15 protein-coding genes are annotated in these 20875 nt (G+C 34.1%); 1 reads left to right on the top strand and 14 read right to left on the bottom strand.

Translation table 11 applies throughout. The features are described 5' to 3' along the window. Positions 1–30: 30 nt before the first annotated feature. From NCC77_RS01865 to NCC77_RS01925, 13 genes are all read right to left on the bottom strand, one after another. Positions 31–381, bottom strand: coding sequence for a cytochrome C oxidase subunit IV family protein (locus NCC77_RS01865; protein WP_250834124.1), 351 nt, complete (start codon positions 379–381; stop codon positions 31–33). A gap of 19 nt (positions 382–400) precedes the next feature. Next, complete coding sequence (locus NCC77_RS01870) at positions 401–1384, bottom strand: cytochrome c oxidase subunit 3 (protein ID WP_095927908.1); 984 nt, start codon at positions 1382–1384, stop codon at positions 401–403. Between the two features lie 42 nt (positions 1385–1426). Beyond that, entirely contained in the window at positions 1427–2014 is a 588-nt protein-coding gene (locus NCC77_RS01875) for a cytochrome c oxidase subunit 3 (protein WP_250834125.1), read from the bottom strand. 5 nt (positions 2015–2019) lie between these two features. Then, a complete protein-coding gene (cyoE, locus tag NCC77_RS01880) occupies positions 2020–2922 on the bottom strand; it encodes a heme o synthase (protein ID WP_250834126.1) in 903 nt (300 codons plus the stop codon). Positions 2923–3081: 159 nt separating this feature from the next. Next, positions 3082–5205: an energy transducer TonB gene (locus NCC77_RS01885; protein WP_250834127.1), complete on the bottom strand. Its 2124-nt coding sequence runs from the start codon at positions 5203–5205 to the stop codon at positions 3082–3084. A gap of 19 nt (positions 5206–5224) precedes the next feature. Then, on the bottom strand, positions 5225–5968 hold the full coding sequence (gene deoC / locus NCC77_RS01890) for a deoxyribose-phosphate aldolase (RefSeq protein ID WP_250834128.1): 744 nt from the start codon (positions 5966–5968) through the stop codon (positions 5225–5227). A gap of 113 nt (positions 5969–6081) precedes the next feature. Next, the gene (locus tag NCC77_RS01895; RefSeq protein ID WP_095927913.1) at positions 6082–6465 is read right to left on the bottom strand and encodes a VanZ family protein; all 384 of its coding nucleotides are present in this window, start codon (positions 6463–6465) and stop codon (positions 6082–6084) included. Further along, on the bottom strand, positions 6458–6838 hold the full coding sequence (gene gcvH, locus NCC77_RS01900; RefSeq protein WP_095927914.1) for a glycine cleavage system protein GcvH: 381 nt from the start codon (positions 6836–6838) through the stop codon (positions 6458–6460). The genes NCC77_RS01895 and gcvH overlap by 8 nt, the downstream gene beginning before the upstream one ends. Positions 6839–6924: 86 nt before the next feature. Beyond that, on the bottom strand, positions 6925–14130 hold the full coding sequence (sov, locus tag NCC77_RS01905) for a T9SS outer membrane translocon Sov/SprA (RefSeq protein ID WP_250834129.1): 7206 nt from the start codon (positions 14128–14130) through the stop codon (positions 6925–6927). A 25-nt stretch (positions 14131–14155) separates the two neighbouring features. Continuing rightward, complete coding sequence (ruvA, locus tag NCC77_RS01910; protein ID WP_250834130.1) at positions 14156–14737, bottom strand: Holliday junction branch migration protein RuvA; 582 nt, start codon at positions 14735–14737, stop codon at positions 14156–14158. A gap of 78 nt (positions 14738–14815) precedes the next feature. Further along, entirely contained in the window at positions 14816–17107 is a 2292-nt protein-coding gene (locus NCC77_RS01915; protein WP_250834131.1) for an NADP-dependent malic enzyme, read from the bottom strand. A gap of 153 nt (positions 17108–17260) precedes the next feature. After that, complete coding sequence (locus NCC77_RS01920) at positions 17261–17686, bottom strand: CBS domain-containing protein (RefSeq protein WP_250834132.1); 426 nt, start codon at positions 17684–17686, stop codon at positions 17261–17263. 452 nt (positions 17687–18138) lie between these two features. Further along, a complete protein-coding gene (locus NCC77_RS01925) occupies positions 18139–18354 on the bottom strand; it encodes a helix-turn-helix domain-containing protein (RefSeq protein ID WP_008467378.1) in 216 nt (71 codons plus the stop codon). Positions 18355–18436: 82 nt separating this feature from the next. Between NCC77_RS01925 and NCC77_RS01930 the strand changes: the two genes are divergently transcribed. Then, entirely contained in the window at positions 18437–18793 is a 357-nt protein-coding gene (locus NCC77_RS01930; RefSeq protein ID WP_349306032.1) for a hypothetical protein, read from the top strand. 65 nt (positions 18794–18858) lie between these two features. On the opposite strand, the gene NCC77_RS01935 is transcribed toward NCC77_RS01930, so the two are convergent. Beyond that, positions 18859–20871, bottom strand: a complete 2013-nt coding sequence (locus tag NCC77_RS01935) for an OmpA family protein (protein ID WP_250834133.1) — start codon at positions 20869–20871, stop codon at positions 18859–18861. Positions 20872–20875 lie beyond the last annotated feature (4 nt).

Raw genomic sequence — 20875 nt, forward strand, 5'->3', positions numbered from 1 at the left:
ATCGGAGCTTCTTTTCGAATTAATATCATGTTAAAAATTCCATTTAATAGTAGAATCTTTAAAAACCCCATAAATATAATGTCCTTCTGTCAATAGAATAAACAATAAATATAAAACTAGGAAGATAACAGGAGAAACTACAGACCATCTAAGGCTGCTTTTTTCACCTTCCATGTGCATAAATGCCCATACAATATAATATGCTTTGAAAATTGTAAGGATATAGAAAATCCAGTTTAACAAATTCAAACCAACGAAATGAGTAAATTCTAATGATGCAGGTTTGTAGATACCCAAAATAACTTCAACTGTAGTTACTACTGAAAGTAATGCGAAAACAAACCAGATTCTTTTTGTATTTGATACGTGCTCGTGTGACATAATAATGAAATGCTAAAAATTAAACTAGGTAGAAAACTGTAAATACAAATACCCAAACTAAATCTACGAAGTGCCAGTATAAACCAACTTTTTCTACCATTTCGTAGCTTCTTCTCTTCTCGTAAGTACCTAATAATACATTAAAGAAAATAATGATATTGATGATAACTCCAGAGAATACGTGGAATCCGTGGAAACCTGTAATAAAGAAGAAGAAATCAGCAAATAATTTATTACCGTACTCGTTTCTGATCAAGTTAGCACCTTCTACTACATACTTAGCTGTTGCTAAATGTTTTTCAGATTCTTCTCTTGACAAGATTGTCTTTTTCTTTTTATCTGTAAGTTTTTCTGTTCTGATTAAAACTTCAGGGTGTGCTTTAAAACCAGCCTGAACTTCAGCAACTGTGTAAGTCGGTAGAGACTGAGCATCTTCCATAAACCAAGTTGAGTGGCTTCTTGTTAAAGCTTCTCTTTGTTCTGGCAATTTAACAGCAAAATCAGCTAAAGCTACTCTTTTACCATCTTTATCCACAAACTGAAGCAAACTACCTCCAGCAGTTTCAACTGCACCATATTCTCCTTTAATGAAGTTTTTCCATTCCCAAGCTTGAGAACCAACGAAAATTAAACCTCCAATAATAGTTAAGAACATGTAAACAGCAACTTTTGTCTTTTTCAATTGGTGTCCTGCATCAACAGCTAATACCATTGTTACAGAAGAAAAGATCAAAATAAAAGTCATTAATGCTACATAATACATTGGAGCCGCAACACCATGCATAAATGGGAAGTGAGTAAACACTTCATCAGCCAAAGGCCAAGTTTCAATAAATTTGAATCTAGAAAAACCATAAGCTCCTAGAAATCCAGAGAATGTTAAGGCATCTGATACGATAAAAAACCACATCATCATTTTACCATAACTTGCTCCTAAAGGCTCATTGTGACCGCCTCCCCAAGTTTTTTCGTCGTTGTTTGCAGTAGTAACTGTCGCTCCCATAAAAGATATTCGTTAAAAAGTTCCCAAATTTACGTTTTTTTCTTATTTAAAGAAATATAAAAATAAAAATAAATATACCCATAATAAATCCAAAAAGTGCCAATACATCGCACCTAGCTCTATCCCAAGAGTTTGAGTCGAATTGTATTTTTGTTTAAAATGATTATAAATTATAATTAAAAGTGAAATTAATCCGCCAGCTAAGTGTAACAAGTGTGTAACTGTTACCACATAAAGAAAAGTTGTAGTAATTGAACTACCTTCTCCTGTAAAGTAATACCCTTCTGAAACGATTTGTCCAAATCCTTTGAATTGTAATACCACAAATAAAACCCCTAAAGCTAAAGTTCCAATAAGCAATCCTGTAACCGCACTTCTATTGTCTTTTTGAATGGCTTTTTTTGCCAAGTAAAAAGTAACACTGCAGGCAATAATTACTGCTGTACTCCAATAGAAAGCTGAAGGAAGTTCAAAATTCTTCAACCAGTCTGCTCTTGATTTACTAACTACAAATGCACTTGTTAAACCAGCAAACATCATGGTCATACTAACCATCGCGAAAAGCAGAATCAGTTTTGCCGATTTTGATTTCCTTGCTTGCTCTTCATTTGTTTTCAATGTCATTTCCATAACAACTATCTTAAAAATTTATCTACTATAAATACAATTTGCAAAAGCGAGATATAAGAAACACTCACTAGCATTAATGTTCTCGCTGCCTTTGCAGTTCTTAACTTATACAAACGAACCGCATAAAAAAGCATCCAAATCCCTAAAAGAAACACTAAAACTGCCGCAATTGGAGAAATAAACAACTGCCCCGTAAAACCTAACATAGGTAATAACGATGCTATAATAAGCCAAATTGTATACAATATTATCTGTAATGCTGTTCCTTTATCTTTTTTACCTGTCGGAAGCATAAAAATTCCTGCTTTCTCATAGTCTTCATATAAAAACCATCCAATAGACCAAAAATGCGGGAACTGCCAAAAAAATTGAATTAAGAACAAAGTCCCTGCCTCGATGCCAAATTCGCCAGTTGCTGCTACCCAGCCCAACATAAACGGAATCCCTCCTGGAAATGCCCCAACAAAAACAGACAACGAAGTTACTGTTTTTAATGGTGTATAAACACTTGTATAAAGAAATATAGAAATCGCAGCAAACATTGCTGACTTTGCATTTATCGTATAAAGAAGCGCAATACCAATAATAGTAAGCAAACTTGCTACTAATAAAGCGACTTTAGGAGACATACGTCCTGAAGGAACTGGACGGTTTTTGGTACGATCCATTAAAGAATCGATATCTTTTTCTATTACTTGATTAAAAGCATTCGAAGCTCCAACCATGCAATAACCTCCAACTGCCAAAACAGCCAAAACACTCCATCTGAAGGGATGTTCAGAATCTACTCCTAATAAATATCCAGCGATTGAAGAGAACAATACACTAATAGCTAAACCAGCTTTAGTAATCTCTTTAAAATCCAGAAATATTGATTTGATTGATAATGTATTTTTTGCAGCGTTCAATACCGTTGTATTTTGTGTATTTTTTTTGAGTGGTGCAAATGTACAAATTAGATTGTAGAATTTAAGCCTATAAAAATAGATTTTTTTCAATAAAACCTTTGCAAATTAAGATCTCAGCATTCTTTAACACTATTATTTCGAAAAATCTTATTAAAAAGACTAGTAATCAAAATACCAATTAAAAATATCTGATCGCAGACCAACACTAAACCAAGTTGTACTTTGCTTAAAAGTTGTTGCTGTTTCTTGAGTCGGATCAAAATTTCTATAGATTAAACTTCCAAATAATTTCAAGTTTGTCATTGGATTAATTAAATATCCTCCTTGAACGTCTGCAATAAAAACACTAGTTTTATTTCCTTGTCCAATTTTCACACCTGTATCATAAGGGCGTTTTACATCGTAACTTTTATAGATATTTCCTCCATAATTATAAGAATCTGCTGCAGTATCAAAATCCAAACCTCTAGTTCCAACAGTCAATTTCGCATCGGCAAGCCAACGTCCTTTATGGTATCTCGCAATTGCAATAAGTTCTTTAAAATTGCCTCCCCATTGATGCCCTACACTCTGATTGTTGTGTCCGTAGTTTGTAATAACAGCGCTGTGCGAGTACACATAAGGACGTACACTGTTCAATTCTACCTGCAACAAAAGATCTTTTACATTAAATGCGTTGAAATATTTTGCTCCAAATTGAAATCCGAATTTATTTTTCCAGCTTTGATTTCCCGCTCCAACATCTGAAACAGAAAACTCATCAATCAAGAACTGCGAATACAGATTTATGCTATTATTCCATTTGTATTTACCCGTAATCCCCAAAAGTGCATTTCCACTTTTAGATGAAGATCCAAATTCTACTGCACGGTAAAAAATAATCGGATTGACAAAATTAGCATCAAAACCTCTATTGTTGGTATCTGTCCAAACTACAGATTCAAAAAATCCTAAGTTTACTCTATTTGAAACATTCCAACTTAAATAATGGTTCGCCATAAATTTTGTTGCATACGTCTTTTCGGCTGTTACTTCTGGACGAACATCTTTCATCCACATATACGTATTGGTATATTTAATTTTCCAAAATTTAGTATTGATTTTAAAGTACGGGTACGGACTTGCTCCATCGCTTTCCAACAAAGAACGATAACCATCACCTATGAAATTTCTTCCATAACCCAATTGAAAATCAAATATTTTTCCTGGTGCAAAAGTGATATTCGCTTCCGCTAAAGGAAAATCGTAAGCATCTGTTTTGAATCTTTTTGCAATTCCAACTCCCGGAATTATTGCCGGATTTCCTCCAGATGGCTTAATAGATTCCGCATAATCGTTAAAATACCCTGCAAATCTTCCCTGACTTTCAAAAAATGTAGTCGTAAAGTTAATTTGTTTCCCTAAACCTCCTCTAAAGTTTAGAGCTCTAGTATTCACATAAGTGTAAGATGCATCAAGATCTGAAGCCTTACCCATTTGTAAATCTACAATCGGGTTTAAAGAAAACCAGTAATCCTCTCCTTGAATCTGTACCAAGTTCTCATTCCACCATTTTCTTCCTAGCCAAGTCGATGTTTTTTTCTGCAACGATTCATTGACCGCTCTCAAATTATAATATTTTGAAACCTCAGCGTAAGTATAAGGTTTAGACGCTGTATGGTTATTAATCCCAACTTGATTCATTTCTGCATCAAACTGCGCATAATAACTATGTGAAAAAGGAATATTTAAATGGCTATCAAATTCTGGATTATTGTATTTTTTGTATACAATACTATCCAGCTCAGTCATTGGTTTTTGTGTTGGCTTTAAGATTTCTGCCGCTGCCTGAGCTTCTGCTGCAAGCTGCGACGCACTTTTCAACGGTATATCAATAGAAATCGTATATTTAGAATACGTTGGTTTTCCATTGTAAGTTGAAGGTTTTATTTTCGGAAATGTGCCAAAAACTCTTTTTGCTTCTTCAGACAATTCTTCAGTTTCTGCAGAAACATAAATTACCTTAAATTCGCCTTCCGCATTTACCTCAAAAAGTACTTTTACCACTCCTTTATAATTGTTTTCTTTTGACTTTTGAGGGACTTGAAAATTGCTAAAAACAAAATCTTGCACTTCTTTATAAAAACAATTTTCTAATTTTTTTCCTTCTAAATTTTCGCAGTTAGGAAAAACTGGAAACATTTCTGCCGCAAAACCTGGCTGAACAGAAGAATTACCATTTTGCTGAGCAGAAACAATAAAGAACGAAGAAATTAAAACAAGGGACAAAAAAAACTTATTCACTTAAAATTTGGGTATTTATTTAATATTGATTTGGGGAAATTTCTCCGTTTACAATTGCTTTTGCTGCCGAAGTTCCGATGCGTTTTACTCCTAAACGAATCATTTCTGCTGCTTCTTCAAATGAACGGACTCCACCAGCTGCCTTTACTGAAAGTGGCGAAGCATTTTCGAGCATTATAATTATTGCTGGAACCGTTGCTCCATTTGGAAGATCATTCTCTGTTTTATAAAAACCCGTAGAGGATTTCACAAAAACAGAATCAAAATCTTCTTCTTTAAAATTAGACACTACAACATGTTTTATTAAAGAAGATAACTGGATGATTTCTTTATCTGTTAAGGCCGCAACTTCAATAATCCATTTTACTGTTTTATCATTTGCCAATGCGATCTGCGTTCCAATTAAGATTTCTTTTTTAACCAAATCGAAATCTCCATTCTTGAATGCTTCGTAATTACAAACAAAATCTAAATCGTCAGCTCCATTTGCAATTGCTTCGTTTGCTTCTTTAATTTTGGTTTCCAAACTTGACTTTCCTTCTGGAAAATCAATTACAGTTCCAACCAACAAAACAGAATTGGCTTCAACAATCATGTTTTTTGCCAAAGAAACATACTCTGGACGAATCATAATTAGCTTAAAACCTTCTTGAATTGCTTCGGCAATGGCATTTTTGACCACAACAGTATTTTCTGCTTCCGAAAGACCAGCTTGCGATGCAGTTTTCAAATACGTGGAGTCTAAATATTGCTTTACATTCATTTTGATTGAAGTTGCAGGAAACCAGCACAAAAGTACATTTTATATTGAAAAAACATAGCTTTTAACTGCTTGATTTTCTTGTAATAAAAAACCCACCGAAGTGGGTTTTGAAATTATATTTTATCGATTTGACTTTTAAAAGCTATTGCAGAAAAAACTGCCACAAACGCTCCTAGTGCATTTGCTAAAACATCTGTAACATCTGAAGCTCTTGTTACTGTAAGAGCGCTTTGGAGAATTTCAATTGTAATTCCGAAAAAAACAGAGAATATAAAAGAAATTAAATACGCTTTATAAGCGTCTGCTTCTTTTCCTTTTAACTCTTTTTTGAAAAACAAAATCCATGAAATTGTAAATCCAAAATGAAAACAGAAATGTACAATTTTATCAATGCTTGGAAAACTAACCGCTGGTATATTACTAGAATCTGTAAGACAAAAATAAGTAATGATTCCAGAGCAGATAATTGCCCAAATTAATAATAGTTGTTTAGGCACCGATTAATTCTTTATAAGCTTGATCAGACAATAAAGTGTCAATTTCTGAAGCATCAGCAATTTTTATTTTAATCATCCATCCAGCTCCATAAGGATCTGAATTTACAGTTTCTGGAGCACTTTCTAAGTCTTCATTAAAAGCAATGATCTCACCTGTTAATGGTAAAAATAAATCAGAAACTGTTTTTACAGCCTCAACAGTTCCAAAAACTTCATCTTTTGAAAGTGTCTGATCTAAAGTTTCTACCTCAACATACACGATATCTCCTAACTCTTTTTGTGCAAAATGAGTAATTCCTACAGTTGCAACATCTCCTTCGATGCTAACCCATTCGTGATCTTTTGTGTACTTTAAATTTGCTGGTATGCTCATAATCGTTGTGTTTGAAAATTGATTGTTTAAAATTTAAGCCACAAATGTAATAATCTTCTAATAAAATCTAGTTTAGAAACTAAAATTTAATTTCCAAAATTATAACGAAGTGTGAAACCTGATCTGATATTCGTTAAAGGGAAAGAAGTCGAAATAACTGCTTTCGAGAACGAATGATCGTAATAAAATATCGCTGTTAAGTTTTTACTGAAAGCATAATCGGCCGTTAATTTTAAAGTCCAGATGTTCTGTCCCGCTGCCAGCTGATTATTATCATAATCTAAATATCGAACTAAAGTCTCATTGTTTCTATATGAAAAATCAGCTTTTATATTGATATCACTCTTAATAATTCCAGTTGGATTATCTGCCAATCTTGATGAAATAATAACATCTTTAAAACGATATCCTACTCCAACAACATATTCAACTCCTTTAACCTCTGTCAATAAATTATTATCAAAACTCATAGACAATGCACGGTCCTTTTTAACTTCTGTCAATAAACGGAATGAATTTTTCAATTCAAAATCAATTCTCATCAGCGGACTAAATTGCTCCACTAAGTTAACATTAGACATGATTGTTTTATTGAAGAAGTTCGTATTTACATCTTGCCCTCCAGGGGTTTCCAAATAATCAAAATTTGACCTAAACTGACTTATTGTATATGATGCTCTATAATTATGTTGTAACGAAAAACGTCTAAAATGATCTTTGAAATACTTATAACGCATTAAACCATTATACTTCACATTCCAGTTCGGGATAGGGAAACTTCTAAAAATACCTGTTGAACTCTTTGAAGCATCTGCTCCTGTATACGCCGCCATAAATGAAGGCAACAATACCGCTTGATTACTTTTTGAGAAACCAATAGGATAACCTTGATTGGCTACATAAATTTTGTAATTCGGATCTGATTCATCTGGAATAGGATTATTTGCATCTCCGTATCTCGGAATTTCCCCTCCTCCATAATGCTGTTCTGCCAAACGATTTGCAATAACTAAACGATTGCTTCTAAAATCATCAAATGCCGAAGACTCCGTTTCTGTACTTGTTGAGAAAGCAGTCTTAATCAATACAGTAGAAATTGAAAACATTCCATAAGTGTATGGAGATAAAGGCGTATAAAACTTTTGTCCAATAGAATCTCTAACTGTATATTGCTCTGATGAATTTTCAGAATAAGCGCGATCCATAGCCAGATCGATTTTCAAATCGGGCAATAAATCTACGTTTGCCATTACTTTCAAAAGCTTATTACTTACTTGCGTATAGTTTTGATTAAAGTTCTGGTAACTAGTCAGCCATCCATTTTTAGCAGCTTCAAAACGCACATCATCCTGACTACCAAAAACAAAACCTAACGAAGGTTTCGATGTACCAAAGAAACCAACTCCAGGAATATATCCTGGTAAAACGGTTCCGCTGTTTTTTGTATAGTTGATCTGAACATTTTTAACACTTGTTAAAACTCCAATCAAACCATCATAAAAAGGATTACTGCTGGTAACTGGTTTAGCCGTATTTACAATTTTCTCTCCTGGTTTTGGCGGTGCAGCAGGTTTTGCTTTTGCTGGCTTGCCTCCAGGTGTCAAACCTAAATATTTATACAGTGTATTCATATTTAATGTCGTAGAGAAAGTATTCGAATTGGCATTTTGAACCGTATTTCCTAAATCCCAAGACACTCCACTATCATCAACGTATTGAGAAAGTGCCGTAGACGATCTTTGCCAATTGTAATCTGCCGTATAAGAATAGTTTGCTTTTATGAAACTAAATATTGGAATTTTGTTAATTGGAATGTCATAGTTTAAAATCAATTGTTGTAAATGCTGATTTGGTATACCAATATCAAAATAATCATCCCAGATATTAAAATCTTCTTTTGGCGTATTATCGTCGTTCAAAAAGTTTCTTACAATATTGTTAGACGCTGCTGTGTAATTTAATTTTAACGATTTTGTCAAATTAAATCCGAAACCATATTGATAATTAAACGCAAAGTTTCTTCTGTAAAGAGGATCTAATCCAATACCTTCTACATCAACTTGTCTGTATTGCTGGCGATTACTTTGTCTTAAAATATTGGTGTTAAATGAAACGTTCGAAGGAAGATAATTGATATTAAAATCGCTTAGCAATTTCCAATATTCACTTGTTTTCATGAATTTGGTTTGCTTAAACGGAACTACTTCTTTAGGCTGAAAAGTGTAAGCATAATTGACAGAAGTATTAGACTGCTCATCATTATAACTTTCAACTTCATAATCATGTCGCTCTACCTGATTATAAGACTGCGAGAACGTAAAGTTTTCTACATCATAAACATGCGGTTTCTGTTCTGGCGCTCTATCCTTTCTTACCCCAATAAAATTGATGCTTTTACGCTTCGTGTAATCAACCGCACGAGTTCTAATATTTTCTTTTTCTGCCGGATCTGTCGTTTCTTTAATCAATTGATCTAACTTGATATCCTGATTAAACGGATCATATTCTGGCGTAATAACTTCTTCTCCAATAGCATAATTGAATGGAAGATTAATACCCCATTTCGGTGGCAATAACTTTCCTAAATTTATATTGGTTACAATGTTGTACTGCTGAATATCTTCACGATCTCTCTCGTTGGCTCCCTGCTCAAGAGAACCAAAACCGATTGTGCTCTTTTTTCCAGAAGCCGATAATGTCATTAAATCGGCCATATTGGTATCTACATTCAGTAATGCAGCCATACCTCCTTTGTTTTCCAAATCGGACATACGAAGTTCGTTAAACCACACTTCTCCCATAATATCCTTATGGTTTGCCGCGCTTTTTACCCCGACCATTAAATTTCGAACTAAACCGAAATTCGGATTTCCTTTAATACCTAAAGTCAACTTACCATCCTGGTCACCACCGTCTACATCTGGATCTCGGTCTGGATAATAAATACCATTTATATCTCTTTTTGGCGAATTAATATCGATATTCATTCCCAAGATTTTCATTCTGGTAAGTAATGAAAGTGCTACATCAATATTATTTTCTTCAAGCCACACTTGATCTGGACTTATAGTACAACTTCCTCCAGTTCTCGTTACTTTTAATGGAATCTCAATTTGATAAAAGTTTTGTGTAAAGTCATTACCAAAACGAATAAATCCGATCATCTCATCGTCTAAAAGCTGAGTTTCATTTGGAAGAGATTCTGCGTGAAGGAACATTTTCAGTTTTTTGTACTGACGCATATCAACACTTACATTTTTGAAAACTGCTCTAGAATCTTGATATTCTAATCCTGAACCAGCAATTCTCAATGCTAAAGACTGTTCGTTCTGATTGATAATTGTATTGTTGTTGTACAATTGCTCCCTTTGAACTCCTGGCGGAATAACATAATTTACAGGACATTTAGTTCCGTTTTCCTGAATATTTACAGCTGCAACATCAAATTGAGTTCCGTCATCATCAGGGTTTGTATCATTTGCATCAAGCGTTCCTGTATACTTTCTCCATTCTCCTCTAACTAAATCTAATGCTCCAAAACGAACTGTCATTTGATCATTAAACCCAGTCATGAACATACGCATGAAACGAATAGATCTAAAATCGGTAATATTTCCAATAGTATTTTGAGGTTTCGAAACCGGAATTTTAAACTGAATCCATCTTGCATTGGTAGTACTACCATTAGGAAGATCTACATTTTGAACCTCTCTAATATCTGTAATATAATTTTCTCCAACCTGCATTCCTGGTCTTACATCAATACTATACTCATAATACGCATTGATTGTACTCATGGTATTATCACGATTAATGTCTTCAACATCTGGAAGAGTGGTTGAACCACGATTTGGATCATCAACGCTTACAGCAGAGTTCCCCTCTGTTCCATTGTATCTTTTATAACGCTGTAAAATGCCTCCTTCTGTATTTAAGAAGTATTTATAGTTGTCTGCTGCGGGATCTTCTTCTCCTGCATAGTTGGTATAGATTGATCCCTCTTTTGCGTCTGGCAAACCATCTAAACCAACATCCTGATTTTTACGATTGTCTGGATTAGTATCAAATGCATAAATCAATGATTGAGATGCTGGCACGTCTCCCCAAATTGGCTGTGGGTTTACCATTATTTGATCTGGCCCTAAACCGTTTTCATATTGTTTTCTTCCATCTTTCAGAACATCTTCTGAAACTTCTCCTAAATTGAAGTAAATTTTTCCATTATTAGTTCCTTGAGCCTGCCCCGTTCCAACATAAGGATCCAATACCCAGAACTGAATGTATTCAACATTTCCTTGCTCAAAGTTTGTAGAATTCAGCGCACGCATAATTCCACCAAAATTAGATGAAGCGCTACTTGAACTAAAATTAGGGTTATTATTGTAAGGCCCTCTATCTGATGGATAATACGTTAAGTCTAATGTATTAACAACCTGAATCTGTCCTTGTGCAATATCTGTATTTGGATAAAGCTCTCTGCTATAAATTCTTCTTGTTGAGTTTAATGATAAATCATCATTTGAGACTCCAGATGGTTTTGAGGTGTAGAAAATTGGATCGATAGTATACCAAGCCAATTTTGCACGTTTAAAACCATACTCAAGCGTATTGGAGTTAGCATTGAAAGTATTGTCTGTTGCAGAAGTAATAAATGGTGTAGAAGCCAAACTCCACGCGTAAGCAGACCTCATATCAATTGTGGTCTGAGTACCTTCAAAATCATCAATATAAATAGTTGCTTCGCCTTCAAAATCACTTGCCTTTGGAGCATCTGGTTTCAAAAATGCGACTTCTCCACGAATCGAAAGATTGGACGGAACGTCTGTGTCTATGTTAGGCAATTTATTAGCCAATCTTGTCAAAAACGGAACTTCTGTCGCATAATTTCCATTAAAACCAAAAATGGTATTATTTACAGACTCTTGTCCGTAGCTTGATTTTTGAGTGAAAGGACGTTCTGTCATTTTCAAAAATGTACCTCCAACAACAAACTTTTCAGAAATTTTATGTTCAACATTGAATCCCATAAATCTTCTTGTCTGCTGCCCAAAGATTGAATTGTTCTCCAACGAAACTTCAATCGGTGTATTAGAAGCTTGAAGCGAAGGATCTAATATCTGCACACGTCCTAATTGATAATCAACACTATAATCTATACCCTCTACTAAAACACGTCCTGCAGCAGTTACCACAACAGACCCTTGCGGAACATTAAAGGCTCCGATAGGAATACCATTGCTTCCCGAAGATTTATATTTTCCTCTTAATAAGAATTTGTTTTTATCACTATCCTGCAATGCACCAGCCTGAGTATTCTTGTACATGTTTCTAAACACATATTTCCTCTGATTTGCATTATAGGTAGCCGGATCATCATAACTTTCTCCAGAGTTGGTATTCAATTTTCTAAATAAAAGTTCTCCAAAAGGCTCTTTAGTGGTGAAAATAATTCGGGCATTCTGCACATCAACCGTAACTCCTGGAACATAATCGAAGAATCCGTCTCCTCCCGTTTGCGGATCGTTGTTGTAATTTAAACGGTCAAGATTAAAAACATTCAATAATGGCGTTTGGTCTATTTTATCGTCTGGTGCAGGATTTGCCGGAAAAGTACTTCCTGTTACTGGCGTAATATAATTTATTGGCGAAGGATCGGTATAAAGAATATTAAGTCTAAAATCTTCTTGTTTGATTTGATAGGCTTGAGGAATTTGATAAACGTTTTTCATCATCAAGTTCCAAACTGGATTTTGAACGTTTGTCAAACTACTTTTCAGCATTTTTAAAACCAAACTCTGTGTTACAATTGCTTGATTGGCATTGTTGTTTCCTGTAACTACAGTTGCATCTACACCATCACTACCAAACTCCCCTACTTGGTATGTTTTTCCTCCAACGGTATATTCAAACGCAACCGCTAGAATTTCGTCATTGGCCAATCGCTGTTGTAACGAGATGTAACCTAACTGTGCGTTAAAAGTATACTCGTTTGTAGTTAATTTTCTAGCATTTTCTAGAACAGAATAATCAGTTCCCTCGTTTACGTTGGTATTATTAAATCCAGATTTTGCTGTTACAATTTCTCTAATATTAGAGTTTAAATAACTTCCTGCTTTTCCAATGGATGCCGGATCGTATTTGTTATTTGTATTATCTGTAGGTGAATCTATTGGGTTATTAAAGAATCCGGCAGAATTTGTAATTACAACAACCTGGTTATCTGGCACACCAGAAACTTGTCCTTCCCCTAAATCCTGAAGCGCAATAACGTTTCTTAAGTTGTTACTTGTTGTTGTTACCCTATTCTGTTTATTCGTTACCCATACTTCGATTCTTGTAACTTGAACACGGCTGTCAATTAACGGATAGTTTTTAAGAGAAGCATCGTATTTATTTCTAAAGTATTGTGATAAGAAGAAATGTCGGTCATTATCATAATCTAAGGCAAATAAATCAAAGTTTTGTACGGTACCGCCACCCTCTGCGACTATACTTTTGGTTTGAGACTTTTGTTCTGAGAAAACTCCCGTAACAGTTGTCTTACCAAACTGCAGTTGCGCTTTAACCCCAAATAAACTTTGAGCACCTCGAATTAAGGTACTATTTAAAGGCATACTAACGTTACCGACCTCAACTTTCTGAACAATATCGTCTTCTGAAGGTGTGTAAGCTAGTTTAAATAAATTCTGAAATGCAAATGTAGATTGTGTATCGTAGTTGGCATTTACCTCCAAACGAGTTCCAATTTTCCCCATTAAACTCATACTGATTCTTTGGTCGAAATCAAAAGTTAGAGAGGATCTGTTTCTTGGCGAAAATGATGGATTATCTTGTTTTGTATAACGCATACCCAAGTCCATTTCTACTGACCCTGTGGGCTTTACATCTATAGTATTACTTCCAAAAATACTTTCGAATAAGCTCGAGTTGATGTAATATCTTGGCAATAAATCTTTTTTGGCTGCCTCGGCTCCCGCTTTTTTACCATCAATAGCATCAGATTTTTTTCTAAAATAATCTCTTCTTGCTTCTTTGAGAACTAAATCTTCGTATTCTTTTGGAGTTAGAATTAAAGGGTAATTGATGGAGAAACCATCTACCGAATTGGTATAGATATAACGATCTGTAATAGGGTCGTATCTATATGCCGAAAGTACGCTCGGAGGATCTTCGAGCTCTATCTTACCTACTGAAAACTGAGTTTTAGTTGTATCTTGTGCCGCCGGTGTAACCTGTGCCCGTAAAACATTACCGCAGAGCAATACCAGCAACAAAATACAAATTTTACGCATAGAATTCTTTTATATAAAATGAAATTTATAAGCTTTTTAAAGCCTTTTTGATAATTGTTTCAACGGTAGCTTCTGGATCTTCTTTTACGATTTTTTCTACCACTTTTTCGGAAGCTTTTCGGACAAAACCTAACACTTCTAGAGCAGATAACGCTTCATCTCGATTTCTATTGTTTTGAGCAGCAAAAACTTCGTCAATATCGTACAATTTAACAACTTTTTCCTTTAAATCAAGTATAACTCTTTGTGCTGTTTTGTTTCCAATCCCTTTGATAGACTGGATTACGCCAACATCTCCTGATGCAATAGCGTTTATAATTTGCTTTGGTTCTATAGACGAAAGCATTGTTCTCGCGATTCCAGCACCGATTCCTGAAACAGAAAGCAGCATTCTAAAAATTTCCCGTTCTGATTTTTCGGCAAAACCATATAAAGTATGCGCATCTTCTTTAATTTGAAGATGCGTATACAATTTTATATTTTCAGAATTTGGAATTAAGGAGAAGGTATGTAGCGATATATTTACCTGATAACCAACCCCTCCACAATCAATTACAACCTCTGTAGGATTCTTTTCTACTAATCTTCCCTGCAAATGTGCTATCATAAATGTAATTTATTAGTATCAAATATAACAAAAATGCCATAAAACTACGACAAATTTGTTCAATCCTTGTTAGAACGTTTATTGTGTTATTTTATTCTTTTTACTTTCTTTTTCCTGTGCATCAATAACAGCAATAGCTGCCATATTTACCATTTCTTCAACGCTAGCACCCAATTGGAAAATGTGAACTGGTTTGCCCATACCCATCATAATTGGTCCAATTGAATTCACTTTATACAATTCTTTTAATAATTTGTAAGTGATATTTGCTGACTCTAAGTTAGGGAAAACCAATGTATTCACTTTTTTTCCTGCTAATTTAGAGAATGGGAATTTCTCTTGAAGCATTTCTGGATTTAATGCAAAATCTGCTTGAATTTCTCCATCAACAATTAATTCTGGATGATTTTTATGCAAGTAAGCTACAGCTTCTCTAACTTTTGAAGCGCTTTCGCTAGTTGAAGAACCAAAGTTTGAGAATGAAACCATTGCTATAACTGGCTCAATGCCAAACATTTTTGCAGTTTTTGCAGTCATGATGGCAATATTAATCAAATCTTGTGCAGATGGATTAATGTTTATTGCAGTATCTGATAAGAACATTGGCCCACGAGAAGTAAGCATCATATTTGCAGTTGCTACCAAAGAAGCATTAGGCGCTTTTTCGATTAACTGAAGCATTGGTTTAACTACTGAAGGATAGCTTCTAGAATGCCCTGTTACCACTGCATCTGCCTCTCCTTCATTAACCATCATAGCTGCAAAGTAGTTTCTTTCTCGCATGAATTTTTCAGCATCTAATTTAGAAACACCTCTTCTTCCTCTAGTTTCCCAGAATGATTTTGCAAACTTATTACGTCTTACGGCTTCCTCATCTGTTTTTGGATCGATAATTTCTAAATCGGCATCAAAACCTAATTCTGCTTTTAATTCCAAAATCTGCTCTTTGTTTCCTAATAAGATTGGGAATCCGATTCCGTCTTCGTAAACAATTTGAGCTGCTTTTAAAACGTTTAATTGATCTGCTTCAGCAAAAACAATTTTCTTTGGGTTTAATTTTGCACGGTTTGTAATCAAACGCACCATTTTGTTATCGTTACCCATACGTTCGCGAAGAACATCTTCGTAAGCTGCCCAGTCTGTAATAGGATTTTTTGCCACTCCAGATTCCATTGCTGCTTTTGCAACCGCTGGAGCTACAACTGTAATCAATCTAGGATCGAATGGTTTAGGAATGATATATTCTTGACCAAAACCAAGTTTTGTTGCACCGTATGCTACGTTAACCTGTTCTGGAACTGGTTCTTTTGCCAAAATAGCTAAAGCTTTTACAGCCGCCATTTTCATTTCTTCATTAATTTTTGTCGCTCTTACGTCTAGCGCTCCTCTAAAAATATAAGGGAAACCTAAAACGTTATTTACCTGATTAGGAAAATCTGAACGTCCAGTAGCCATAATAACATCTTTACGAGTTTCTGTAGCTAAATTATAATCGATTTCCGGGTTCGGGTTTGCCATTGCAAAAACGATCGGATTTTTAGACATTGTCAATAACATTTCTGGCGAAAGAATATCTCCAGAAGATAATCCGATGAAAACGTCAGCGCCTTTTACCGCTTCTGCCAAAGGAATCTGAGGTCCGTCAATCGCATATTTTAATTGTAAATCTGAAAGCGCAGGATTGTCTTTGGTTAAAAGTCCTTTACTGTTGTACATTAAAACATTTTCAACTTTTACTCCAAGTAAAACATATAAATCTGTACACGCAATCGCCGCAGATCCTGCTCCAGAAACTACTACTTTTACGTCTTCTGCTTTTTTACCTGCCAATTCAAGTGCATTGATTAAGGCTGCAGAAGAGATAATTGCTGTTCCGTGCTGGTCGTCGTGCATTACCGGAATATCCAATTCTTCGATCAATCTTCTTTCTATTTCAAAAGATTCTGGAGCTTTAATATCTTCCAAATTGATACCTCCAAAAGTTGGAGCAATATTTTTTACAGTTTGAATAAATTCTTCCACATTTTCAGTATCGATTTCGATATCAAAAACGTCTATATCAGAAAATATTTTAAACAATAAACCTTTTCCTTCCATTACAGGTTTTCCTGCTTCTGGACCAATATTTCCAAGACCTAAAACAGCTGTACCGTTTGAGATTACGGCTACTAAATTTCCTTTTGCTGTATATTTATAAACGTCTTCTTTGTTTGCTGCGATTTCTAAACATGGTTCTGCAACTCCTGGCGAATAAGCCAATGATAAGTCTCTCTGGGTTGCATATTTTTTTGTTGGAACTACCTGAATTTTTCCTGGAGTTGGTTCTGCATGGTACAGTAACGCCTCTCTTCTTTTACTCTCTTTGTTCATTTTTTTAGCATTTATTCTAGCTTACAAAGATATAAGTCTTGTTTTAAAATGGCGTCTTTTTAGCGTTTTCTTTTCTTAAAATCTATTCGAATAAATAAAAAAAGTCCAATAGAAATTGGACTCGTTTGAATTTTTATCGTTTTTAGTTACTGTTTATTGAGAAATATAAGAATTCAAATGATTGATTGTATCTTTTTGAATTTCTATAATTGCCTTCACTACATCGCTGATTGAAATTACTCCAACCACTGTTCCTTCTTCTAAAACAGGCAGGTGTCTTATTCTTTTTTCGCTCATAAGTTCCATACAATCTTCAAGATTATCTGAAAGTTTTACTGTAAAAACATGACTTTCCATAATCTCATGAACAAAAGTTTCTTTAGAAGATTTATCCTTCAGAACAATTTTTCTGGCATAATCTCTTTCCGATAATATTCCTTTTAAAATATTATCATCCATAACTAAAATTGCTCCAATGTTTTTTTCTCCCATAACTTTTAACGCATCATAAACCGTTAAATTGGAGAAAATAGAATACACGTTCCTTCCTTTTGCCTTAAGTATTTGATCTACAGTCATAATGAAAAATTTTTAGGATTATAAAGTTAAAACAAAAACCAACACGATCTACAGCGAAATCGATTTTTTAAAAACATAAACAATTCATTTTAAACATAATACATCAAAATTTATATTTTCAAAATTATACTGTAAAGAATGAATTTGTTTAGAATTGTTTTTTGAAGAAAATTAGATTTTTTAACGTTTACCGACCAGAAACTCCTAGCGGAGTTTTTTCATTTTTTTTGACCATTAACAATGCTCCAGCGGAACATAATATTAATTAGGTAAAAATTATAGTAAAGAAAAAGGCTCCAGCGGAGCATAATATTTATAGCCAAAAAATTTATTGTAAAAGAAAAAAGCTCCAGAGGAGCGACATATCACCCCGCTGGGGCTTTTAGGTAGGTGTTTAATATATTTTCTATAAATATTTCGTCCCGCTGGGACTTAGGAAATAATATTTTAGATTAAAAATCAAGCAATTCACTTATTGAAATTTCTAATCCTTTAGCCAGTGCAAGTAAATAAATATAAGTAGGATTAAATTCACCTGCTTCAACTTTATGTATAGATTGCTGATCTTTCAATATCAACAATCCTAGTTTAGCTTGTGATAATCCTTTGGCATTTCTAAGCTCTTTAATTCGAGCTCCTAAACGCTTTAATTCTTCTGACTGCTCCACTTCTTTTAATTTCAGACAATTTGCGTTTTCTATTTATTATTTTTAACATACTATAGTATGTTATTTAAAGTTTTTCGTACATTTGAATTTCATCATAGAAATACTAAACATTATTATGGAAGCGACTGAAATCAAAAATTTAGATCATCTAAAAAAATTAACCTCTTTATATTTTCATACTCTAAAACCAGCAAATGATAAAACCGACTCAAACGTTGCTCAGATTAAATTTCAAAATTATTCTGAAATGGGTTATTTCATTTCCGACATGCTGAAAATGTGCATTTTGGCTTTAGATCAAAACGCTCATGATTTTTTAGAGAATAATAAAAAACAGTCTATAAATGTGAGTTTAATATTAGAAACTATATTGCAATTAATTCCTTTGGATGAATTTGAATTTTTAAGTGAGATTAATGAAATAGTTATGGCAGATTAATTCATAAACAAAAACCCTTTTCTAGAATTCAGAAAAGGGTTTTTAAATTTTATGTGAAGATTCTTTTACATCGATACAATAATAAACTCGCTTCGTCTATTTTGCATGTGCTGTTTTTCTGTACATTTTACTCCGTCTGCACATTTGTTTACTAATTGCGTTTCGCCATAACCTTTTGCAGTTAATCGATCTTCGCTGATTCCTTTTTGAATTAACCAGTTTTTTGTCGATTGCGCTCTTTTTTCTGAAAGAATCTGATTGCTTTCTGAAGAAGAACGGCTGTCGGTATGCGAACGAATATCTAGTCTCATGTTTGGATAATCATTTAAAAGATTTACCACTTTCATTAATTGTGGTTCTGATGTCTTTTTAATAGTTGCTTTACCCAAATCAAAGAAGTTCATAGGAAGGTTTAACAGTTTTGCAATGTCTACACCTACACGCATAGAACTCAATTTTACTGGACTAATTGCCACTTTTTTTATCGCTACTGTTTTTGCTGCAAGTGGTTTAAAGACTTTATTTAATGCAATCATTTCTGTAGTTTCTCCTTTTTCTTTAAGGATTGTTACTACAACTTCTTTGGCATTATAATCGTTTTTAGCAGTTCTAATGGTATATTTTTTACCACATCTTAGATCAGGAAAGATGTAATTTCCTTTTTCGTCTGTGGTGATTGTTCCAACTGGATCAAATTTTTCATTAAACAAAGTCAGAGAAGTATTGGACAATATTTCGTTTGTTTCTGCATCTGTTACTGTTCCTGATAAGTTTTGTTCGCAGATTAATCTTCTTGTTTCTGTAAATCTGTAAATATCATCCATCCCTAGTCCGTTTTCTCTGTTTGAAGAAAAGTAACCGCTTCTGCTTTTGCTGTCAATACTGAAGGCAAAATCGTCTTGTTTACTATTTACAGGTTCTCCAACATTTAGGACGTCATCATAAGTTCCGTTTGCTTTAATACGAGAAGCAAAAATGTCTAATCCTCCTAAACCTGGACGTCCGTCTGTAGCAAAATACAATTCGTTTTCTCCAGAAATAAAAGGAAAAGTTTCTCTTCCTTCTGTATTAATAGTTGGACCTAAGTTTTCGGGTGTACCAAAAGTTCCATCATTATTAATTGCAACTTTATAAATATCAGATTGTCCTAATGTTCCCGGCATATCTGATGCAAAATAAAGTGTTTTTTCGTCTACGCTTAAAGCGGGATGCGCCGTACTGTATTGATCACTATTGAACGGAAGTTCTGCAACATTTTTCCATTCGTTATCTATAAATTCTGCTTTGTACAATTTTAATAGCGTTACGTTTTTGTCATTGCTGCGTCTTTTACCATCTGTAAAATTATTTCGAGTAAAATACATTGTTCGTCCATCTTTTGTAAAAATCGGACTTGACTCATTGAAATTATCTTTTTTTCTTTTTACTAAAAGTTCTGGTTTTCCAACGCTTCCGTCTGGAAGTAGATCAGCTGTATATAATCTAGAGAAAGATCTGTTTGTCCATTGAAAATTAGCTTTAACAACTCCGCCAGTATCTCGTGCAGAAGTAAAGACTATTTTATTATTGTAAACAACGCTTCCGTAATCCGAATATCTAGAATTAACGCCAGCATCGGCAATTTGGAATCGCCCTGAGTTTTCTTTTATATCTTCTAAATAATTTTTGTCACTTCTAATAAGATCTGCTCTCTTTTCTGCAGTTGCTTTTTGATTGAATTTCTGCAAAATCTCATCAGATCTACGATAGTCTCCTCCCGATTTTAATGATTGTGCGTATCGATACAAATATTCAGCCTCTTGGTTTTCGTTTATCACAAATAACTGTTCGTACCATTTTAAGGCTTTCTTTAATTCACCATTAAAATAGTATGAATTTGCCAAACGCTGAATTACACCTTCGTTGGCAGTTTCAGCATTTACTAAAGTCTCGTATACTTTTATGGCATCCGCGTAAGCATACTCTTCGTATTTTTTATCTGCATATTTTATATTCATCGTAGTAAATGGATTTTGTGCATTTACATTTGAAAAAAAACAAAACAGTAAAATAATCAATATTAAATTTCTAGCTTTCATAGGT

Source organism: Flavobacterium tyrosinilyticum, assembly GCF_023656565.1.
GTDB lineage: Bacteria > Bacteroidota > Bacteroidia > Flavobacteriales > Flavobacteriaceae > Flavobacterium > Flavobacterium tyrosinilyticum.